The 21,438-nt window shown below is 37.6% G+C and carries 15 protein-coding genes; 14 read left to right on the top strand and 1 reads right to left on the bottom strand.

Translation table 11 applies throughout. The annotated features are described in order from the left end of the window. The first annotated feature begins 59 nt into the window (after positions 1–59). From BM163_RS05120 to BM163_RS05110, 3 genes are all read left to right on the top strand, one after another. Complete coding sequence (locus BM163_RS05120; RefSeq protein WP_089800912.1) at positions 60–1,559, top strand: murein hydrolase activator EnvC family protein; 1,500 nt, start codon at positions 60–62, stop codon at positions 1,557–1,559. A gap of 165 nt (positions 1,560–1,724) precedes the next feature. Beyond that, on the top strand, positions 1,725–3,182 hold the full coding sequence (locus BM163_RS05115) for a S41 family peptidase (RefSeq protein WP_229675513.1): 1,458 nt from the start codon (positions 1,725–1,727) through the stop codon (positions 3,180–3,182). A 173-nt stretch (positions 3,183–3,355) separates the two neighbouring features. After that, entirely contained in the window at positions 3,356–4,513 is a 1,158-nt protein-coding gene (locus BM163_RS05110; protein WP_089800907.1) for a PDZ domain-containing protein, read from the top strand. Between the two features lie 58 nt (positions 4,514–4,571). Here the strand turns inward: BM163_RS05110 and BM163_RS05105 are convergent, their stop codons facing one another. Then, entirely contained in the window at positions 4,572–7,733 is a 3,162-nt protein-coding gene (locus BM163_RS05105) for a DEAD/DEAH box helicase (RefSeq protein ID WP_089800905.1), read from the bottom strand. Between the two features lie 263 nt (positions 7,734–7,996). On the opposite strand from BM163_RS05105, the gene BM163_RS05100 reads away from it, so the two are divergent. The 11 genes from BM163_RS05100 to BM163_RS05050 all read left to right on the top strand — a co-directional run bounded on the left by BM163_RS05100 (position 7,997) and on the right by BM163_RS05050 (position 21,425). Next, complete coding sequence (locus BM163_RS05100; RefSeq protein ID WP_089800903.1) at positions 7,997–9,580, top strand: peptide chain release factor 3; 1,584 nt, start codon at positions 7,997–7,999, stop codon at positions 9,578–9,580. Between the two features lie 302 nt (positions 9,581–9,882). Next, positions 9,883–11,859, top strand: coding sequence for an excinuclease ABC subunit UvrB (gene uvrB, locus BM163_RS05095; protein ID WP_089800901.1), 1,977 nt, complete (start codon positions 9,883–9,885; stop codon positions 11,857–11,859). 5 nt (positions 11,860–11,864) lie between these two features. Then, complete coding sequence (uvrA, locus tag BM163_RS05090; RefSeq protein WP_229675512.1) at positions 11,865–14,702, top strand: excinuclease ABC subunit UvrA; 2,838 nt, start codon at positions 11,865–11,867, stop codon at positions 14,700–14,702. 83 nt (positions 14,703–14,785) lie between these two features. Continuing rightward, on the top strand, positions 14,786–14,983 hold the full coding sequence (locus BM163_RS05085; RefSeq protein WP_089800896.1) for a PspC domain-containing protein: 198 nt from the start codon (positions 14,786–14,788) through the stop codon (positions 14,981–14,983). A gap of 2 nt (positions 14,984–14,985) precedes the next feature. Then, complete coding sequence (locus tag BM163_RS05080; RefSeq protein WP_174787618.1) at positions 14,986–15,327, top strand: phage holin family protein; 342 nt, start codon at positions 14,986–14,988, stop codon at positions 15,325–15,327. A 300-nt stretch (positions 15,328–15,627) separates the two neighbouring features. Then, positions 15,628–17,370 carry an aminodeoxychorismate synthase component I gene (gene pabB, locus BM163_RS05075; RefSeq protein ID WP_170243660.1) on the top strand — a complete coding sequence of 581 codons (1,743 nt, stop codon included), beginning with the start codon at positions 15,628–15,630 and terminating at the stop codon, positions 17,368–17,370. 117 nt (positions 17,371–17,487) lie between these two features. Further along, the gene (hprK, locus tag BM163_RS05070) at positions 17,488–18,438 is read left to right on the top strand and encodes an HPr(Ser) kinase/phosphatase (RefSeq protein WP_089800890.1); all 951 of its coding nucleotides are present in this window, start codon (positions 17,488–17,490) and stop codon (positions 18,436–18,438) included. A gap of 21 nt (positions 18,439–18,459) precedes the next feature. Further along, complete coding sequence (gene lgt / locus BM163_RS05065) at positions 18,460–19,290, top strand: prolipoprotein diacylglyceryl transferase (RefSeq protein WP_089800888.1); 831 nt, start codon at positions 18,460–18,462, stop codon at positions 19,288–19,290. 64 nt (positions 19,291–19,354) lie between these two features. Next, a complete protein-coding gene (locus BM163_RS05060) occupies positions 19,355–20,281 on the top strand; it encodes a nucleoside recognition domain-containing protein (protein ID WP_089800886.1) in 927 nt (308 codons plus the stop codon). A gap of 8 nt (positions 20,282–20,289) precedes the next feature. Next, on the top strand, positions 20,290–20,931 hold the full coding sequence (gene ppaX, locus BM163_RS05055; protein WP_089800983.1) for a pyrophosphatase PpaX: 642 nt from the start codon (positions 20,290–20,292) through the stop codon (positions 20,929–20,931). Beyond that, positions 20,931–21,425, top strand: coding sequence for an acyltransferase (locus tag BM163_RS05050; RefSeq protein ID WP_089800884.1), 495 nt, complete (start codon positions 20,931–20,933; stop codon positions 21,423–21,425). The genes ppaX and BM163_RS05050 overlap by 1 nt, the downstream gene beginning before the upstream one ends. Positions 21,426–21,438: the final 13 nt, after the last annotated feature.

The raw sequence follows: 21,438 nt of genomic DNA, 5'->3' as shown, positions 1-21,438 counted from the left end.
GGCGCGCTTTGCGCCATTTACTTCATCAATAATAAAACAAGAAATAAGGAGTTGGCATAATGAAAAAATTGTTAGTATACATATTTATTTCTGTTTTAATGGTGAACGTCGTTGTTCCTCTGTCACAACCTGTGGTAGCACAATCGATTGAAGACTTAAAACAGGAACTTAAAGAATTAGAGTCAGAAAGACAAAGCATCAATAGTGATGCAAGTAACGCAGAAGAAAAAATTGCTGCGAATGAAGCGCGTCAAAAACAAGTGAAATCTAAGATTGCTGATTTAGACCAAGATTTAGCTGTAACAGCAGATAAACTTGAAATTAAACAAAATGAGATTTCAACAACTGAAAATGAGATTTCGACAATTGAAACTAATATAACGACAACAGAAAATGAGATTACTCAAACAGAAGAAGAAATTGTTGTATTAAATAATGATATAGAAGATTTGATGCAACGTATCGAACAAAGACAAGAGCTTATCAGTTCACGCCTTCGCTCAATGCAACGCTCAGGTGGAAACTCTTCCTATTTAGAGTTAGTATTTAGCGCACAAAGTTTTGGAGATTTTATTTCGCGTTTAACAGCTGTCACAAAAATTTTAGATTCTGATAAGAATATTATGGAAGCACAACGCCAAGATAAACTAGATTTAGAGTCTAAGCGTGTAGAAGTAGAAGAAAAACAAGCGAGTTTAGAAACTAAACGTGATGAATTAACAGCAGCAAAAAAAGAGCTTGAGTCTAAAAAGGCGACACTTGTTGCACAAAGACAAGAACTTACAGAATTACAGAACGAACTAAATATTCAGCGTACGAATCAATCAAACTTAATGGTTCAATTAGAAGAAGAACATGCGGACCTTGAAGAATATAAAGTCACACTTGCTGATCAGCAAGAAATTAAACGAAAAGAAGCGTCGGCTTTACAACAGGCGATTAAACTTGCTGAAGAAGCAGCAAAAGAGGCTGAAAGAAAGCGTCAAGAAGAGGAGTTATTAAGTCAAGAACAAGATAACGATAGTGAAAGTGCGTCGGGTGGTGATAGTGGTACAAATAATGGAGCAAATGCAGGTACCACACCGCCAAGCACTGATAATGGGAGTGGCCCGATTTTACATTGGCCTGCATCAACGCGTCGTGTAACTTCAGCGTTTAACCCTAATCGTGTGCACCCGGTTACAGGCGTAGTAAGACCTCACCGTGGTATGGATATCGCTGCCCCAGGCACACAACAAATTTATGCAGCAGAAGCTGGTGTCGTTGTGGACACGTATACAGAATTTGATGGTCGAATGAACGGTTATGGTGATGCGATTCTTATCACGCATTACATTGATCTTAATGGTGACGGAAACAGACAGCAAGTCACAACTTTTTATGCGCACTTGCGGTCAGGTTCAACAACAGTAAGACCTGGTCAGACTGTCTCACGTGGACAACAAATCGCTTTAATGGGGAGCACGGGTGTAGGAACAGGCCAACACTTACACTTTGAGGTACACATCGGTGGTTGGGCACATGCAAACGCCGTTAACCCAGCAAACTATCTTTACTAAGCATAGAAATAGCGATTTTTAAATAAACTTATGTCGTATTAAATGAAGTGAAAAAGGCATCACGCACTAGCGAGATGCCTTTTTCATATCGTTATGAATTAAAATATGTTAGACTAAAAACATATAAAAGTAAATGTCATAGATGTGGAGTGGTCCGTTTTGCGTGTGAAAAAAAGCGTATTGATTGTATTATTAATGACTGCATTAATATTAGGTGGCGGTATAAGTTTTGCGGTTACTGAGTGGTTATTCGTAGATGAGAGTCAATTAGAAACGACAGGTATTACCGAAGAACAGTATACAGACATGTTAAATGAACTGTCTGAGTCAGTACAACTACCAAAGGTAGTTCAAGCATTTAATCAAATTCAATCTAACTATTTAAATGATGTGACCGACGAGCAATTAATTGAAGGTGCAATCAGCGGCATGTTAAATAGCTTAGGTGACCCCTACAGTGAGTATTTAAATGTTGAGACAATGAAGTCGTTTAATGAACAAATTGAAGCATCATTTGAAGGCATCGGAGCGGAAGTAAGTATGGTGAACGGTGTTGTGACGATTGTCTCGCCACTTAAAGATTCACCAGCTGAAAAAGCGGGATTGCGTCCTAACGATCAAGTAATAACCATTGAAGGTGAATCAACTGAAGGGTTAGACTTATTAGAAGCTGTTACAAGAATTCGTGGTGAAAAAGGATCAGAAGTTGTGATAGAAGTGAAACGTGCTAATTCTGAAGAATTGATACCTTTCACAATCATACGAGATAAAATTCCTTTAGAGACGGTGTATCGTGACCTTATCGAAAAAGATGATCAATCTCTTGGTTATATTGAAATTACTAATTTCTCTGAGAATACGGCTAACAGGTTTTTAGAAGAGTTATCAGCACTTGAGGCGGAAGGTATTGACGGATTAATCATTGACGTTCGTGGTAATCCAGGTGGATTACTTGAGGTTGTGCAAGAAATGTTACGTGAATTTATTCCGAGTGATCGGCCATATATGCAGTGGGAAGATGGCAATGGTGAAAAAGAAAGATTCTTTTCTAATTTAGATGAAGAGAAACCATATCCCCTAACGGTTTTGATTGATGAAGGTAGTGCTTCAGCTTCTGAGATTCTGGCGATATCACTAAAAGAAGCAGTAGGCGCGAATGTTGTTGGTCAAACGAGCTTCGGTAAAGGGACGGTTCAAACAACAGTACCAATGGGTGATGGTAGTTCAATTAAACTAACAGTTATGAACTGGTTATCTGCTGAAGGAACGTCAATTCATGAAGTGGGTGTAGAACCAACGATTGACGTTAAGCAACCTGATTACTATTACTCCTCCCCTATTGTTTTAGAAGATACATTACGTCCTGATACCGTATCAAATCAGGTGAGGTTTATGCAAGTCATGTTGGAAGGATTAGGTTATAAGCTGGATCGAAACGATGGTTATTTCTCAGAAGAAACGGCCAAGGCTCTTCAAGCATTTCAAGCAGATGAAGAATTAACAGGAACTGGTGAACTAGATCAGCAAACAGCAGATTTAATACAAACACGTATTATTGAGCGGATACGCAGCGGCCAAGACGATCGTCAAAAAGAACGTGCCATTGAGTCAATTATTAAATAATGTATGAGATAAGAAGTAGAAAAACCTAGCGACGTGATGTCTTCCTAGGTTTTTCTATTTTTTTAGCTAAAGCGCTTTAAAATATGATATAGTATGAAAAAGGCGGGTTTTAAGAATTAAAAAACCGAATGCCAAAAAATGTACCTATGCTGTAAAGAAAGTGAGTTGAGCACGTGGAACAGATAGTAATAGAATTATTAAAGGCTCTAGGTTGGTTCTTTCTGAATCCATTGTTTTATTGGTTTTTTATATTAATTTACATATCATCAAAGAAGCGCGTTGAAAAAGAGAGAGTAACATTTGGTTATAAGGTATTTCCTACATTAGATGAATGGTATGGATTAAAAAGAATTGGACTGATTGTAAGTGTTCTTCTTGGCATTCTATTTATTGGTTTAGGAATATTTTTACCGCCATTGATGATCGTCCTTTTGATTTTTTACTCGCTAATCTTTTCTTTATCAGGTAAATTTAGTTGGTTAAATAGTGTGTATATTTTTGGTTCAAGCAGTTTAACATGGTTATTTTATCCTTACTTTGAACCTTATTTACCAAATAGTTTAAAAGTAACACTTACATTAGATCATTGGATTATCTTCACAAGTTTGATGGGGTTATTTATGTTAGTGGAAGCCTTTCTACTGACACGGACAAGAAATGATCAAACATTTCCAGAACGCTTCATTGGCGCAAGAGGTAAACCGATGGGGCAACATCGCATAAAAAAACTGGCCTTATTGCCGCTGATTTTTATTTGGCCTATTGGCGACTTAACGTTGTTCTTTGATTGGTGGCCCGTGTTTAATTATCAAGGTGAAAGTTATGGGTTCATCATTTTTCCTTTACTATTAGGATTAGAACATGTTATTTCCACGAGACGCCCAACAGATTTTAGTCGTTGGCTTGTGAGACGCTTGCTACTTTTAGGTCTTCTTGTTATAACCTTAAGTTTACTCGGCTTTTTATATGCACCCCTTATTCTTTTAAGTGTTGTTGTTGGCTTAATTGGTCGTGAGGTGTTGCTTTATTTAACTAGACAACAAGAAGCAAACGGCACCTCATTATACGCACCTTCAACCAAAGGCTTGAAAGTCCTTGCTGTTCATCCGTTTTCGCCGGCAAGTGAGATGGGGATAGAGACAGGAGAAGTCATTTCAAAAGTCAATGGCTGTTATGTTACAACCGCTGCTGAGTTTTATGAAGCGCTCCAGTCAAATTTAGCTTTTTGTAAACTTGAAATCTACAACCTTGATGGCGAAATTCGTTTTGCTCAGCGGGCGAACTATGAAGGGGATCATCATCAACTAGGTTTAGTATTTGTTGAAGGATAATGCATACTACAGAAAAAACAGCCAATTCGGCTGTTTTTTAGTAGTTGGAGTTTATAATTCATAGTTCTGTGTCCACTGATAAAAGGGACAAAATATCATCTTTTGTTAATGATGAAAGTAATGTTTCTCCGGGCTCAATAATTTCATTAACAAGTGCACGTTTTTTTTGTTGGAGGTTGAAGATTTTTTCTTCAATTGTTCCTTCCGTAATTAGGCGAATAACTTCTACTTTCTTTGTTTGCCCAATACGGTGTGCTCGGCCTGCTGCTTGTTGTTCAACGGCAGGGTTCCACCATAAATCAAAGAGAATGACGGTATCAGCTCCAGTTAAATTGAGTCCTGTCCCACCTGCTTTTAATGAGATTAAAAACAAGTCTTTCTCACCTTGATTGAAACGATCAACCTTTTCTAATCGTTCAAGAGAAGGTGTTTGACCATCAAGAAAGAAATGATCTAGACCGAGTGAAGGGAGATTTTCAGCAATTATTTTCAACATGCTTGGAAACTGCGAAAATAATAAGACACGGCGATTTTCTTCTTTTAGTTGGGTCAAAAGAGTAGTCAATAACTCTAGCTTACCAGAATGACCGGAATAGTTTTCTAAGAATAAACTAGGGTGGCAACAAATTTGTCTTAATCTCGTGAGACCTGAGAGAATGTCCAATTTATTTTCGTTGAATGCGCCTTGGTTAATCGTGTCCTTTATTTTATTTACATACATAAGATAGACTTGTTTTTGTTCAGTTGTTAAGTCTGTATATTTTTCGTATTCAAATTTCTCAGGTAAGTCTTTTAGTACGTCAGTTTTTAGTCTTCTTAATATAAAAGGGCGCACCATTTGTTTAATCGCTACAGTATCCAATGAGAGAAAATACTTTTTTGTTCCTAGGAATCCCGGAGAGAGCGTTTGGAATATAGACCAGAGTTCTTCTAAGCGGTTTTCAATTGGTGTCCCACTCAAGGCGAAACGATGCGTTGCGACAATAGCTCGAGCAGCCTTAGCTGTTTGAGTTAAATGATTTTTAATAGCTTGTGCCTCATCTAAAATAAAATGAGTAAAAGAAATACCTTCATAATGTTTGATATCTTGTCGTAATAGCGGATAGGATGTGATTAATACATCGGCTGTTGTATGATTAAGGATGCTTTTCCGTTCAGCTTGTGAACCTGTTACAACTTGGATACTCAGTTCAGAAGCAAAGCGCTCGAATTCTTTTTTCCAATTGTAAATAAGAGATGACGGTGCGACGATCAAACTTTTTGTGTTATTTTTTTCTTCATAATCACTTAAGATATAAGTTATTGTTTGAAGCGTTTTACCTAGCCCCATTTCATCTGCTAGTATGCCCCCTAAATGATAGGTGCTTAGTGCTTTAAACCACTGATAGCCGACATATTGATAATCGCGCAAATCAGCCTGAATAGCTGGCAGGGGGTACGTTTTATTGGTTTGATTAGATAAATCATTCATCAGCGTTTGGAAAGATGTTTCATACTGTGTTGTATCTCTAAAATAATCATCAACGATTGTTGCGTGTGCGGGGCTTAAATTAATCCCATCTTTTTTTACATGACTAGCCTTAAGTTTAAGTGATTCTGCAAAAGCTTTAAACTGTTTAAACGCCTCATCTTCTAAATCGACAATTGGGCCCTGTTTAGGTCTATAATAACGTTTTTTTTCAATAAGAGCTTTCATTAATTCATGTAAATCTTGGTCGTTAATCCCAGCAATATCAAAATCAATAGCAAGCACGTTGAGACGGTCATTAAAGCGAATCGATGGGTCAAATTGAATGGCCTCCTCGTTAACAAGTGTTTTTAATTGATCAGATAAATAAACATGATACACTTGTTTGAGTTCCGGGACTACATCCAAGATAAAATCGTAAATTTTATCGACATGAAATAGCTGAAAGCGTTGATTGACATATTGAAAGCCAAATTGTCGTAAGTGTTCTATAATGCGCTCTTCTTCCTTTACGTCACGCACAACAATTTGTTCGGTTTCTTTAGTGGAACTATTAAAGGAAAAGCGGTAGTCACCGTATTGATAATCAACAGTGATACCTAGTGATTCACCAATAAACTCTAAATATAGATGGGCCTCAAGAGGCGCTTCATATAGACGGTCTTTGACTGCGTCAGTTATTTTCACTGTACCAATGCTTTCAAGCATTGGTTTTACATAGGTTAAATAGCCTTGGAAATCACTCGGCGAAATCAGTAATTGTTGGGAAAGTTGTCTTGGCATTTGTTTCATCATTGTATTGACAATCGCTGCTTGTGCATCTGTTAGTGTGAAAAAATGCGCTTTTTTAATAAACACTTGATAGTAGGGTAAATAACGGTAACTTAAAAAATCATCAAAATGTATGATTTGTCCTTCCGCATTTGTATCAATAGTGAACGTCATCTGCCCATCCAGCGGTTCTAACGATAAGTTGCTATATTCTTTTTGGTTATCCGTTTTAAGTGTGAGCGATTGTGTTTGAATATACGCAAACAAATCTTTAAATACATAAGGTGGGACAATAATCAAGCGTTGTTGTTGATCTGTATATAAATCTTTATACGTACGCTCATGGATTAATGCTTGTTGCAGTAATCGTAAAATTTCCTTATCTGTTTTAGTAAATGTATGTTTTTCAGGCTGATAGGTAAACTTTTCTGTGATCGCATAGCTTTGTTTGTAATAAGTTGCTTCAATAAATTCTCGGATATCTTTAATAATAAATGGCTTTGTTTCACCTACGTGTAATCCGATAACAATTCTTTTTTCTTCGGTAAATGACGGACTTACTTCACTAATTTGGTAATGTACTTGTAATACTTCTTTATCGTGAGTCAACGTGGTTTGTTTAAAAGCATCAAGCAAGCGTAAAGAGTATGGGTCACTCTTTTTCCTGTCGGGCTCCATTGACTCTAAGTGTGGTTGCTGGTGCTTACTAATTGCAAGTAACACAGCAGCAATATGTTTACAAGTTCCATGCGTATGAAAAGCTGGACAAGTGCAGCGCGTTTCAATATCATAATCATCATATACAAATATATTCACATGGAAGTTTTCACTTCCTCGTACATCTGCTTTCCACATGTTAATCGCTTGATTATAACTTAAATGATTCACGCGCCCTTTTTTATAATAATCAAGGCCGCGACGATAAAAACGTTGCCCTGTTAATTTCATAATTTCTTTCGGTTCAAAAATCATTCGTGGCATAATGTATCCCCTTTAAAAAAATGCTATCTAACTATTATAACAAATTTTTAAGGATTAAAGCATCACTTCAGGCGATTAGTCATTGACTTTTTTTCTTGTTTTGTGCTACTTTCAATTACAGAGTCAATAGAAACCGAACGTGTGAGGGGTTAAAACATGTAAAGAAACGTAGAAAGAGTCAATCGATCAATATTTTAATTGATGTAAAAATTTTCGAATGAAAAATAGAGATGTATCTAGCTTAAGAGAGAAGGAATAAAATAATGCACATTAAACAAGAAACAGATATGCGAAAAACATTCGCGATTATTTCACACCCGGATGCCGGGAAAACAACGATGACAGAAAAGCTGCTTATGTTTGGAAATTTAATTAGAGAAGCTGGAACAGTCAAAGGAAAGAAGTCGGGTAAGTTTGCGACAAGTGACTGGATGGAAATTGAAAAACAACGGGGTATCTCAGTAACTTCAAGTGTGATGAATTTTCCCTACAAAGATTATAAAGTCAATATTTTAGATACACCTGGACACGAAGATTTTAGTGAAGATACTTACCGTACGCTTACGGCAGTGGATAGTGTTGTGATGATTATTGATGCGACAAAAGGAATAGAAGCACAGACCATTAAGTTATTTAAAGTATGTAAGATGCGCGGGATTCCGATTTTTACTTTTATAAATAAGCTTGATCGTGAGGGGCGCGAACCTTTTGATTTATTGGATCAGATTGAAGAAGTATTAGAAATCGAAACATACCCAATGAATTGGCCCGTTGGTATGGGTAAACGTTTCCTTGGTATATTAGATCGCTACAACAATCAGTTTGTAAAGTTTAATGGAAATGACCCCGAAAGTTATATCCCCTTTGATGATTTGCATAGTGGCGATTATCAAGCAATTACTGAGGATACGACTTTTAAAGAAACAGAAGAAGAGATGTCATTATTAGATGAAGCAGGTGATCAATTTAATATAGAAAAAGTATTAAAAGGTGATCAAACACCTGTCTTCTTTGGTAGTGCGTTGGCCCCGTTTGGTGTAGAGACATTTTTTGATACGTTTATCGACCTAGCACCTACACCGAAAGCGCGCAAGACAACCGAAGGCTTAATTGACCCAATACAGGAACAATTTTCGGGGTTTATCTTTAAAATTCAAGCAAATATGAATCCTGCTCACCGAGACCGCGTAGCTTTTCTTCGCGTGTGTTCTGGTAAGTTTGAGCGAGGAATGACAGTAACGTTGCCTAGAACCGGAAAATCTTTTAAACTGAACCAAACACAACAATTTGTTGCATCAAGTCGTGATACAGTGGATGAAGCTTACCCAGGTGACATTATTGGTATTTACGATCCTGGTGTGTATCGTATTGGCGATACACTACTTGAAGGCAAGCAGACGTTTGAGTACGACGAAATGCCTCAGTTTCCACCAGAGTTATTTAAACGTGTAACAGCAAAAAATGTAATGAAGTCAAAACAATTTAAAAAAGGCTTAGAACAACTGGTCCAAGAAGGGGCTATTCAACTCTTCACGACGTACCCAATGGAAAACTATATCATTGGTGCGGTTGGAGAACTGCAGTATCAAGTGTTCGAGCATCGTATGAAACATGAATACAATGTGGATGTTGTGTTTGAGTCTGTGGGAGAAAGGATTCCGCGTTGGCTTAAAGACCAACAAGTAGATACCACTTTATTTGATGATAGAAATCTATTAGTGAAAGATCGTGAAGGAGACTTTCTAGTCTTGTTTAAAAATGATTTTGCTTTACGTTGGTTTACGGATAAGCACGAAGATATAGCGTTAATCGATCTATTCGAAGTCAATCAGTATAATCAAGCCTAATTGCGTCACAGAAATTCGTCGAAGGAAGCCCACTGCTTTAGCTGTGGGAGCAGTCAGAATGGTTATTATTTCGAAATTAAAGTAAAATATAGATAGATAAGATACAGGCTTAGACGATACATGCGTTCTAAGCCTTTTGGCTTTGATAAAACCCTAAAAAGTGATTCAATATGAATAAGATTGTTACGGTTATGGAACAAAAAAGAATGTTTGTTCGCCTTTTTGAAAAATATTATGTATAATAGGTTTACATTGTTTTGCGTAAGGTAAACGACATAAGTAGAATGAATGGAGGAAAAATGATGTCTCAATCTTTTGAGCTTATTTCTAAGTATCAACCAGCAGGGGACCAACCAAAAGCTATTGATGCCCTTGTTAAAGGCATTAATGAGAATAGGCGGATGCAGACGTTACTTGGAGCAACGGGAACGGGTAAAACCTTTACTGTGTCTAATGTCGTAACGGAAGTCAAAAAGCCGACCCTTGTGATTGCACATAATAAGACACTAGCCGGGCAATTATATAGTGAATTCAAAGAATTTTTCCCGAATAATGCGGTTGAGTACTTTGTAAGTTACTATGATTACTATCAGCCAGAAGCTTACGTACCATCAACGGATACGTTTATTGAAAAAGATGCCTCAATTAATGATGAAATAGATAAGTTGCGACACTCGGCTACTTCTTCATTATTTGAAAGAGAGGATGTATTAATTGTAGCCAGTGTTTCTTGTATTTATGGTTTAGGTTCACCGGAAGAGTATCGTTCTCAGATGCTAAGTTTACGGGCCGGTATGGAAAAAGACCGTGATCAGCTGTTGAGAGAACTTGTTGATATTCAATATGCGCGTAATGATATTGATTTCCAGCGCGGCACATTTCGAGTAAGAGGTGATTCGGTGGAAATCATCCCTGCATCTCGTGAAGAACACTGTGTTCGGATTGAGTTTTTTGGAGATGAAATTGATCGTATTAGAGAAGTGGATGCATTAACGGGAGAGTTATTAGGTGACCGTGAGCATATCGTTATTTTTCCAGCATCACACTTTGTAACTGGAGAAGATAAATTAAAGATTGCAATGAAAAATATCGAAGCAGAGATGAAAGAACAAGTCGCATTCTTTAAAGAACACGATAAGCTAATTGAAGCACAACGAATTGAGCAACGCACCCGTTATGACTTAGAAATGATGGGAGAGATGGGCTTTTGTTCTGGAATTGAAAACTATTCGCGTCATCTAACTTTGCGCGAGGCTGGTGCGACACCCTATACGCTGATTGATTATTTTCCGGATGATTTCCTTATTGTTATTGACGAGTCTCACGTGACACTCCCACAAATTCGCGGGATGTTTAATGGTGATAAAGCGAGGAAACAAGTACTTGTTGACCATGGTTTTAGATTGCCATCTGCACTTGATAATCGCCCCTTAACATTTACGGAATTTGAAGAGAAAGCACATCAGTTAATTTTTGTATCAGCGACACCTGGACCATATGAATTAGAACATACTCCGGAGATGGTCGAACAAATTATCCGCCCAACAGGCTTATTAGATCCACCTGTTCAGGTAAGACCGATACAAGGTCAAATTGACAACTTAATTCATGAAATTAATCTACGAGCACAGCGTAATGAGCGTGTTTTGATTACGACATTAACGAAGAAAATGTCGGAAGATTTAACCGACTATTTAAAAGAAATCGGTATAAAGGTGGCTTACTTACATTCTGAGATTAAAACACTTGAACGCATTGAGATTATTCGTGATTTACGTGTTGGTAAGTACGATGTTCTTATTGGGATTAACTTATTAAGAGAAGGTATTGATATACCTGAAGTATCTCTAGTCGCGATACTCGATGCAGATAAAGAAGGCTTTTTACGCTCTGACCGTGCACTCATTCAAACGATGGGACGTGCGGCGCGTAATGAGAATGGTCAAGTGATAATGTATGCTGACCGTATCACTGATTCTATGCGCCGCGCCATTGATGAAACAGAGCGCCGTCGCGAAAAACAAATGGCTTATAACGATGCACACGGTATTGTACCGAAGACGATTAACAAAGAAGTACGTGATGTGATTCGAGCAACAGTAGAGGCAATGGATAGTGATAAGATGCCGAAGAAAAATATTGATAGTATGACTAAAAAAGAGCGTGCTGTCTTTATTGAACAGATGGAAACAGAAATGAAACAAGCAGCCAAAGACTTAAACTTTGAGAAAGCGGCTGAATTGCGTGATTTAGTCTTTGAGCTAAAAGCGGAAGGATGAGTGCGTTGGTTAAAAAACATATATCCATTAAAGGTGCACGGGTGCACAACTTAAAAAATATAGATATTGATATTCCAAAAGATAAGTTAGTTGTTTTAACTGGATTATCTGGATCCGGGAAATCCTCACTTGCATTTGATACAATTTATGCGGAAGGTCAGAGGCGTTATGTGGAATCTCTATCAGCCTATGCGCGTCAATTTCTAGGTCAAATGGATAAACCAGATGTCGACACAATTGAAGGATTATCACCTGCGATTTCAATTGATCAAAAAACAACGAGTAATAACCCGCGATCAACCGTGGCTACAGTGACAGAAATATATGATTATATGCGGCTATTATGGGCGAGAATTGGACATCCGACTTGTCCGGTTCATGGTGTTGAAATTACTTCGCAAACAGTCGAAGAAATTGTTGATCAAATATTAGCGCTCGAAGAACGTTCGAAATTACAGTTATTAGCACCAGTCATTTCGGGTCGTAAGGGTGAACATACAAAAGTACTTGAGAATCTTCAAAAAGAAGGCTATGTACGTTTACGAATTGATGGTGAAATGGTTGAGATTACCGATGATATTAAGTTAGAGAAAACCAAAAAACATACGATAGAAGTTGTCGTTGATCGAATTGTTGTGAAAGAGGGCATTAAAAGTCGCTTGAGTGATTCAGTAGAAACAGCTTTAAAGCTAGGGGAAGGTCAATTAATTGTTGATGTTATAGGAAAAGAGGCATTGCAATTTAGTGAACGCCACGCTTGCCCCATTTGCGGCTTTTCTATAAGTGAACTTGAGCCACGACTTTTCTCATTTAATGCACCTTACGGTGCGTGTTCAACATGTGACGGTTTAGGTCATAAAAAGGAAGTTGATATTGATTTAGTTATTCCAGATAAATCTTTGACGCTAAACGAAGGGGCTATTGTCGCTTGGCAGCCAACGAGTTCACAGTACTATCCACAGTTATTACAAAGTGTCTGTGCCCATTACGGTATTGATATGGATACCCCAGTGAAAGATTTACCAAAAAAACATATGAACAAAATATTAAATGGTAGTGGTAAAACAAAAATACGCTTTAAATATGAGAATGATTATGGGATGTCAAGGGATACGAAAATTGAATTTGAAGGTGTACTTCATAACATACAGCGCCGCTTTAAAGAAACGACATCAGACTATATTCGAGAACAAATGGAAAAATATATGGCAGAGTCCGATTGTCCCACGTGCCAAGGTTATCGTTTAAATGAAGAAGCACGAGCTGTACGTATTAACGGGCGTCATATCGGAGAAATTGCTTACCTTCCTGTGACAGAAGCAAGGGATTTCTTCCAAACGCTTAATTTGACTGAACAAGAACGCCAAATTGCTAAACTTATTTTAAAGGAACTTGATGAACGCTTAACATTTTTAATTAATGTTGGATTAGATTACTTAACACTCTCTCGTAAAGCTGGTACATTATCAGGTGGAGAAGCACAAAGGATTCGATTAGCTACCCAAATTGGCTCTGCTTTAACGGGGGTGCTCTATGTTTTAGACGAGCCTTCTATTGGTCTTCATCAACGTGATAATGATCGCTTAATTGAAACACTAAAAAACATGCGTGATTTAGGTAATACATTAATTGTGGTTGAACACGATGAAGATACAATGCTTGCGGCAGATTACTTAATTGATATTGGTCCAGGTGCTGGAGAACATGGTGGACAAATTGTTGCTCAAGGAACACCGAAGCAGGTGATGGCAAATAAGCAATCACTCACAGGACAATACCTTTCAGGCAAAAAACAAATTAATGTGCCCTCTAAACGACGAGAACCAGATGATCGCTGGCTTACTGTTACTGGCGCCCGTGAAAATAACTTAAAAAATATCGATGTCGCTATTCCGATTGGTCTAATGACAGGGGTCACGGGTGTATCAGGCTCAGGGAAAAGTTCATTAATCAATCAGATTGTTCACAAAAAACTTGCACAATTATTGAATCGGTCTAAGCAAAGACCAGGTAAACATGAGAAATTAACAGGGCATGAACATCTAGAGAAGGTCATTGATATTGATCAGTCACCAATAGGTCGGACCCCTCGATCAAATCCAGCAACATACACAGGCGTGTTTGACGATATTCGAGATGTATATGCTCAAACGAATGAGGCGAAAGTCAGAGGCTATAAAAAGGGACGTTTTAGTTTTAATGTTAAGGGTGGCCGTTGTGAGGCATGTCGAGGCGATGGCATTATAAAAATCGAAATGCACTTTTTACCGGATGTCTATGTCCCTTGTGAAGTATGTGATGGTAGAAGGTATAACAGAGAAACATTAGAAGTAAAATATAAAGGTAAAAATATTGCGGATGTCTTAGAAATGACAATAGAAGAAGCATTAGATTTCTTTAAAAACATTCCTAAAATTAAACGGAAACTACAAACGATTTTTGATGTTGGTCTTGGTTATATACGTCTAGGTCAACCGGCTACCACATTATCTGGCGGTGAAGCACAGCGCGTGAAATTGGCTAGCGAGTTGCATAAACGTTCTAACGGAAAGACACTTTATATTCTAGACGAGCCAACAACTGGTCTACACGTGGATGATATTTCACGCTTATTGGAAGTGCTTAATCGTCTTGTAGAAAACGGTGACACCGTCTTAATTATTGAACATAATTTAGATGTCATTAAAACGTGTGACTATTTGATTGATTTAGGACCGGAAGGTGGAGACCGCGGGGGTACGATTTTGGCAACTGGAACACCAGAGATAATTTGTGAACATGATGCCTCGTATACAGGAAAGTATCTGGCACCTTTATTAAATAAAGCAACGCCACAGAAGTGAAAGATGTTTATTTTTATTGGAAAAGTGGAATGTTATAGTGTAATTAAAGTAAATAACGGTTGTTTTGAATGGAGGAATAGCTGATGGGTAAAAAACTGTATCGATCAAATCAAAATGTTATGCTAGCAGGTGTTTTGGGTGGACTGGCCGAATATTTAAATGTGGATGCGACGTTAATACGATTAATTTTTATCATATTACTCTTATTTACGGCTGGTTTACCGTTAACGGTTTTATACATTGCGGCAGCAATAATTATTCCGAAAAGTGAGGTGTATTGATGATGAGATGGCTTGTATCGCTAATTTTACAAGCGCTCGCTATTATTACGGCTGGTTATCTATTTGATGGCTTTTATATTGAGTCGTTTTGGATTGCAATTATCGCAGCAGTTATCCTAACAGTTCTCAATGCTATTGTCAAACCAATCTTAGTCATTCTCACCTTACCAATCACAATTTTAACATTGGGTCTGTTTATGTTTGTGATTAATGCAATCACACTCATGCTCGCACAATCAATCATTGGAGATGGTTTTGTTATTGATGGTTTTGGTTTAGCTATTGTCGCATCAATTGTTATCTCATTAATAAATATGGTGCTTCAAAGTGGATTAAATGATTAGTGACTGTTGATTTTTAGTCAGATGCCGTTTGGTATCTGACTTTTTTCGGATGCAATACATTCCCTTAGATGGGTTCAAATTAAAAATAGAGGTGGACGATAGTTTTACTTGATATTGAGCTACTCAAAAATAATTTTCCATTAGAAAAAAATGAAAAGCAAGCCGTAAAACAAAAGGTTTTATGTTATAATCTTTTAGAATTTTGTCCCACTTTGAAATTATATTAAAACACTTTTATCGCAAGAAAGCGATATTTTTGATATGATAAAACATAGATTAATTGTGAAAGTAGGAACATTTATGTCGCTTTATTTCCGATTTGATTTTAAAAAACACACTGATCAAAAAAATGCGCCATACCTTTTTAGTAACCCTAAAAAGGTATGGCAATCCGATAGGATAGAAGATGTGATACCGATGCTTAAGGAGGTAGAAGAGGCAAACAATCAGGGACTATATGTTGCTGGGTATCTTGCTTACGAAGCTGCAGCCGCATTTGATCCACACTTCAATGTAAATAAATCAGTAGCTCCACTTATGGTGTTTGCGAGTTTTGAGTCGCCATCACAGGTAGACAAGGCAAAGAAGGCCCCTTTTTTTCTCCATCCATGGCAAATAAGTGAGGACATAAGCCGTTATGAGCAAAAAATTGCTCGGATAAAGGAAGCGATTAGGCAGGGCGATACATATCAAGTCAATTACACAATAAGGTTGTTTACTAAGTTTTTTGGTGATCCTTACAGTTATTATCTAGCTCTAAGAGATAAACAACAAGGAAATTATAGCGCTTACCTTCAATATAACGATGAGCATATTTTGTCACTTTCACCAGAGTTATTTTTTAAAGTCAATAATCAGCATATTACTACAAAACCGATGAAGGGCACGAGTAAAAGAGGGACAACACCAGAAACTGATGAGATGAATAAATCCCATCTCACATCCTCTGAAAAAGAACGAGCGGAAAATATGATGATTGTTGATTTATTGAGAAATGATTTAGGGCAGCTAGCAACTAAGGGGTCTGTTCATGTATCGAAATTACTGTCAGTTGAAACATATCCAACCGTTCATCAAATGACCTCAACAATAGAAGCTGAAGTGCCGGAAGATAGTGGCTTAGTTGATTGGTTTAAAGCTCTTTTTCCTTGTGGGTCAATTACGGGTGCTCCCAAGATCAAAACCATGGACTATATAAAATCTTTAGAAGATACGCCACGCGGGGTGTATTGTGGAGCAATTGGCTATGTTACGCCAAAGAAAGAGGCTATTTTTAATGTTCCTATTCGAACGGTCAGTATTGATGCGTCAACAAACCAGGCTATTTATGGTGTAGGCGGGGGAATTACGTGGGATTCAATAGGAAGTGAAGAGTTTCAAGAGGTGCACACAAAGGCTAAGGTACTAGATATTCCTTTACCCATGTTTGATTTGTTAGAATCACTGCGTTTATCAAATGGTACATTTATCAGATACGATCAGCATATAAGGCGATTAACACAAGCGGCAAAAACTTTTCAATTTATATTAGAAGAATCACAGTTGCGTGACATGAAAATAAAGCTAACAAAGCAATATCCAAAAGGAGAATATAAAGTAAGACTTTTGCTTGCTAAAGATGGCTTATTATCTGCAGAGGTTATTCAAATAAATGAATTACAAGCCCCTATATACTGTTATCTGGCCAAGCAACCTATATCAAGCAAGCATTTATTTAGTTGTTATAAAACAACGCAGCGCTCACATTATGATGCGTTGGCTGTTAAGAAGTCAGACAACTTTTCAACGCTGCTTTATAATGAGCGGGGAGAGGTAACAGAATTCGCGATTGGGAACGTCGTGATAGAAAAAAAGGGAAAGAGGTATACGCCGCCACTATCAGTGGGGTGTCTACCGGGGATTTACCGAAATATGCTTATAGATAATAAGCAGGTTGAAGAGAAACGATTAACAATAAATGATGTCATATCTGCTGATGCTGTTTTTTTGACTAATAGTGTAAGGGGCATGATTGAAGTTAAGATTATGTTTGCGCATAGTTAATGCTAGGATAAGTAATTCATGCTACAATAATTATTGAGATGTTCATCCAGAGTTAAGTTTAGCTTTAGTGGCTGATGAAAGTAAACTATTTAACTAAAGAGAGAAGGTGGAATCACCATGGCTAAAGTACAAACAAAAGATTTGTTGGATGAGTTCAAATTAGAACTCGTAGCAGGTGAAACAGGACTTGACCGTGAATTTATTATGAGTGATATTTCAAGACCTGGAATTGAGTTGACAGGTTATTTTAGATATTATCCGAAAGCACGTTTGCAAATTCTTGGTAAGACAGAGCTGTCTTATTTTAATGAACTGACGTCGGAAGAAAGAAAAGCTCGATCGCTTAAACTGTGTTCAAAAGTAACGCCGTGCATCGTTATCACAAGAGGGATGGATATTCCACAAGAGATAATAGAAGCGTGTAATGAGAAAAGCGTGCCACTTTTACGTTCACCATATAAGACAACGCGTGTTGTGAGTCGATTAACGAACTTTTTAGAATCACGCTTTGCCCCCTTTACAGCCATTCACGGTGTCCTTGTTGATATTCACGGTGTAGGTGTGATGATCATGGGACAAAGTGGTGTCGGTAAGAGTGAAACGGCGCTGGAACTTGTCAAGCGTGGTCACCGACTTGTTGCAGATGATTCAGTAGAAATTACACAAGAAGATTATGATCGTTTAATTGGAACATCGCCAAAGCTTATTGAACACTTATTGGAGATTCGAGGGTTAGGTATTATTAATGTGATGACTTTGTTTGGTGCAAGTGCTGTACGTTCACATAAAGAAATTGATTACGTCATTAACTTAGAGAACTGGGACGAGAAAAAACAGTATGACCGTATTGGCATGGAAGAAGAAACGTTAAAAATTATTGATGTAGAAATTCCAAAAGCGACTATACCCGTCCGCCCAGGTCGTAACGTTGCTGTTATTATCGAAGTTGCGGCTATGAATTTCCGTCTAAAACGTCTAGGGTTAAATGCAGCAGAAGAATTTACTGCGCGCTTAGCTGAAACGATAGAATCAGAGAAACATAATCTAGAACAAAATAAAGAGTTTTAATTGCTGTAAGGGGGAAATGGTTTGTTTATACTAAACCAAGCGTTAAATCCAGTCTTTTTAAAATTAGGACCGATTACAATCTATTGGTATGCGGTTATTATTGTTACGGGCGTCGTTGTTGGACTTGTGCTCGCAACGAAAGAAAGTGTTCGCCTGGGACTTAAAAATGAAACGTTCGCGGATTTGCTCATTTGGGCGTTACCAATTGCGATTATTTCGGCAAGACTCTACTATGTCATTTTTGAATGGCAACGTTACCTAGATCGAGAATGGTGGGCGCCATTTGCGGTATGGGAAGGTGGTATTGCTATTCATGGCGCGCTTATAGGCTCTGTTATTGTGGCCTATATATTCTGTAAAAAGCGTGACATTCCATTTTATAAACTGGCTGACATTGCGGCACCCAGTATTATTATTGGCCAAGCGATAGGTCGCTGGGGAAATTTTATGAATCAAGAAGCACATGGTGGTCCGGTTTCTGATTGGGCATATGATACCTTTATCCAATACTTGCCGTCATTTATCGAAAACCAAATGACCATTGATGGTGTCCTGTATCATCCAACCTTTCTATATGAATCTGTTTGGAACTTAATCATTTTTGGTCTTTTAATGTATTTACGTAAAGTCAATCCATTACGAGGTGATATTTTCTTAACATACGTTATGGGCTATTCTGTTGGACGTTTCTTTATCGAAGGTATGCGGACGGATAGTCTATACGTTGTAGGTAACTTAAGAACAGCGCAACTGATTTCTATTCTGTTAATTATCTTAAGTCTTGTCTTAATGTATCTCAATAGAAAAAAACAGTGGATCACTGTTTTTTACAACGGAAAGAAAAGAAAGTAATGTGTAACCTGTTGAGTCATTCAACAGGTTACTTTTCAGATTAAATGTTTTTAGAAGGAGTAGCATGAAAAAGATATTAATTAGAGGTTTACATAAAGGATTGAATGTGACATGGACGTTAAGTAAAGTTATTTTTCCAATCACACTCATTGTTTCGTTACTACAACACACACCTGTTTTACCCTTTTTTATCGAAAAAATCACGCCTTTAATGAGTTATATCGGTCTTCCAGGAGAAGCAAGTGTGCCACTTGTATTAGGCTTCAGTTTAAATTTATATGCAGGAATTGCAGCAATCATAACGTTCGAGTTTACAGTGAAGCAAGTCTTTATGCTAGCTGTCATGTTGAGTTTTGCTCATAATTTACTTGTTGAATCAACGATAGCGGTAAGAGTGGGGATAAAGTGGCCGATTGTTGTAATCATTCGGTTAAGCCTAGCTTTTTTCAGTGCAATCATCATTCATCACTTTGTGCCGTTTGGAGACACGCTAGCTAAATACTCATTAAGCACTGTTGGACAAAATGACATTACAGGAATACTAAATATCATTACTTACGCTTTAAGGGCTGCATTAGCGAGTGTTTGGGGTTTGATGATTATTGTGGTGCCACTTATGGTAGTGATGCAGCTCTTTCGTGATTTGGGTTGGTTGGATATGTTAACCGAATGGTTATCACCATTTACACGTTTACTAGGTATCAGAAGTAATGCAACCCTGACGTTAGTTGCAGGTTTAACAATGGGACTCGCGTTCGGTGCTGGTGTGATGGTTGAGGCGATTAAAGATGATAAAGTAGAGAAAAAAGATATGTATTTAAGTTTTATCTTTCTTGTTAGTTGCCATGCGGTAGTTGAAGATACATTAATCTTTGTTCCTCTGGGGATTCCTGTATGGCCATTGTTTGTTATTCGCTTATTGACAGCCATTATATTAACTCGTATTGTAAGTATTATATGGACACATGTAGAAAAAAGACAAACTATTTAGCGGAGGGTATTATGATTAACACATTATTATTTGATTTAGATGGAACGTTGATTGACACGAATGAACTTATTATTGCATCATTTACACACACATTAAAAAAACATACAGGGAGAGACTATTCTAAAGAAGAGATTTTACCATTTATCGGTCCACCACTGATTGACAGTTTAACGAGTGTTGATCCATCTCAAGCAGAAGCGATGATGGAAACATATCGATCACATAATATTAGCGCACATGGGACGTATGTAAAAGCCTATCCGACAGTTGTAGAAACAATTAAAAAATTACATGAGCTTAACTTTAATCTAGCAATTGTAACGACAAAAATGACAGATACTGCAAAACTCGGGTTAGAAATGACAGGACTGGCACCTTATTTTGATGTGGTGATTGGTTTAAATGAGGTTGAACACGCAAAACCTCATCCTGAACCAGTGTTAAAAGCTTTAGATGCTCTCGGTCAAACACCAATGCATGCGCTTATGATTGGTGATAATTCACATGATATCGAAGCGGGTCAAAATGCGGGAACCAAAACAGCAGGCGTAGGTTGGGCAATCAAAGGCAGAGATTTTTTAGCGGATTTTAAACCGGATTATATGTTAGAAGAATTGAAAGATTTATTAACAATACTTGAGGTGGAATGATGCGACAAACGGAACGTTTCTTTGTCGAGGGTCCTAATAGCTTATGGCAATTATATAAAACGGTGGCCTTTTCTAAGGTAATGAAGAACTTTATTATTATTCAACTCGCGCGGTATACACCATTTTTCCCAGTGAAAAATTGGCTGTATCGTAAGTGTTTACACATGCAAGTAGGAAAACAATCAGCATTTGCCTTAATGGTAATGGTTGATTTAATGTTTCCTGAACGGATTTCTGTGGGTGATAATACGATCATTGGTTATAATACCACAATTCTAACGCATGAGTACCTCATTAAAGAATACCGTTTAGGTGACGTCGTTATTGGTAAAAATGTGATGATTGGTGCAAACTGTACGATTTTACCCGGCATAACGATTGGTGACGGAGCAACAGTGGCGGCGGGAACAGTCGTATCAAAAAGTATTCCAGCCCATGCTTTTGCAAGAGGTAATCCGATGGTTGTTACTGAAAGAAAAATAGATGGACAGTAAAGAAGGGATTTGT

Source organism: Halolactibacillus alkaliphilus (assembly GCF_900115465.1).
GTDB classification, from domain to species: domain Bacteria; phylum Bacillota; class Bacilli; order Bacillales; family Amphibacillaceae; genus Halolactibacillus; species Halolactibacillus alkaliphilus.
Note: the sequence above shows the minus strand (reverse complement) of the source record. Positions and strands in the feature narration are given on the sequence as shown.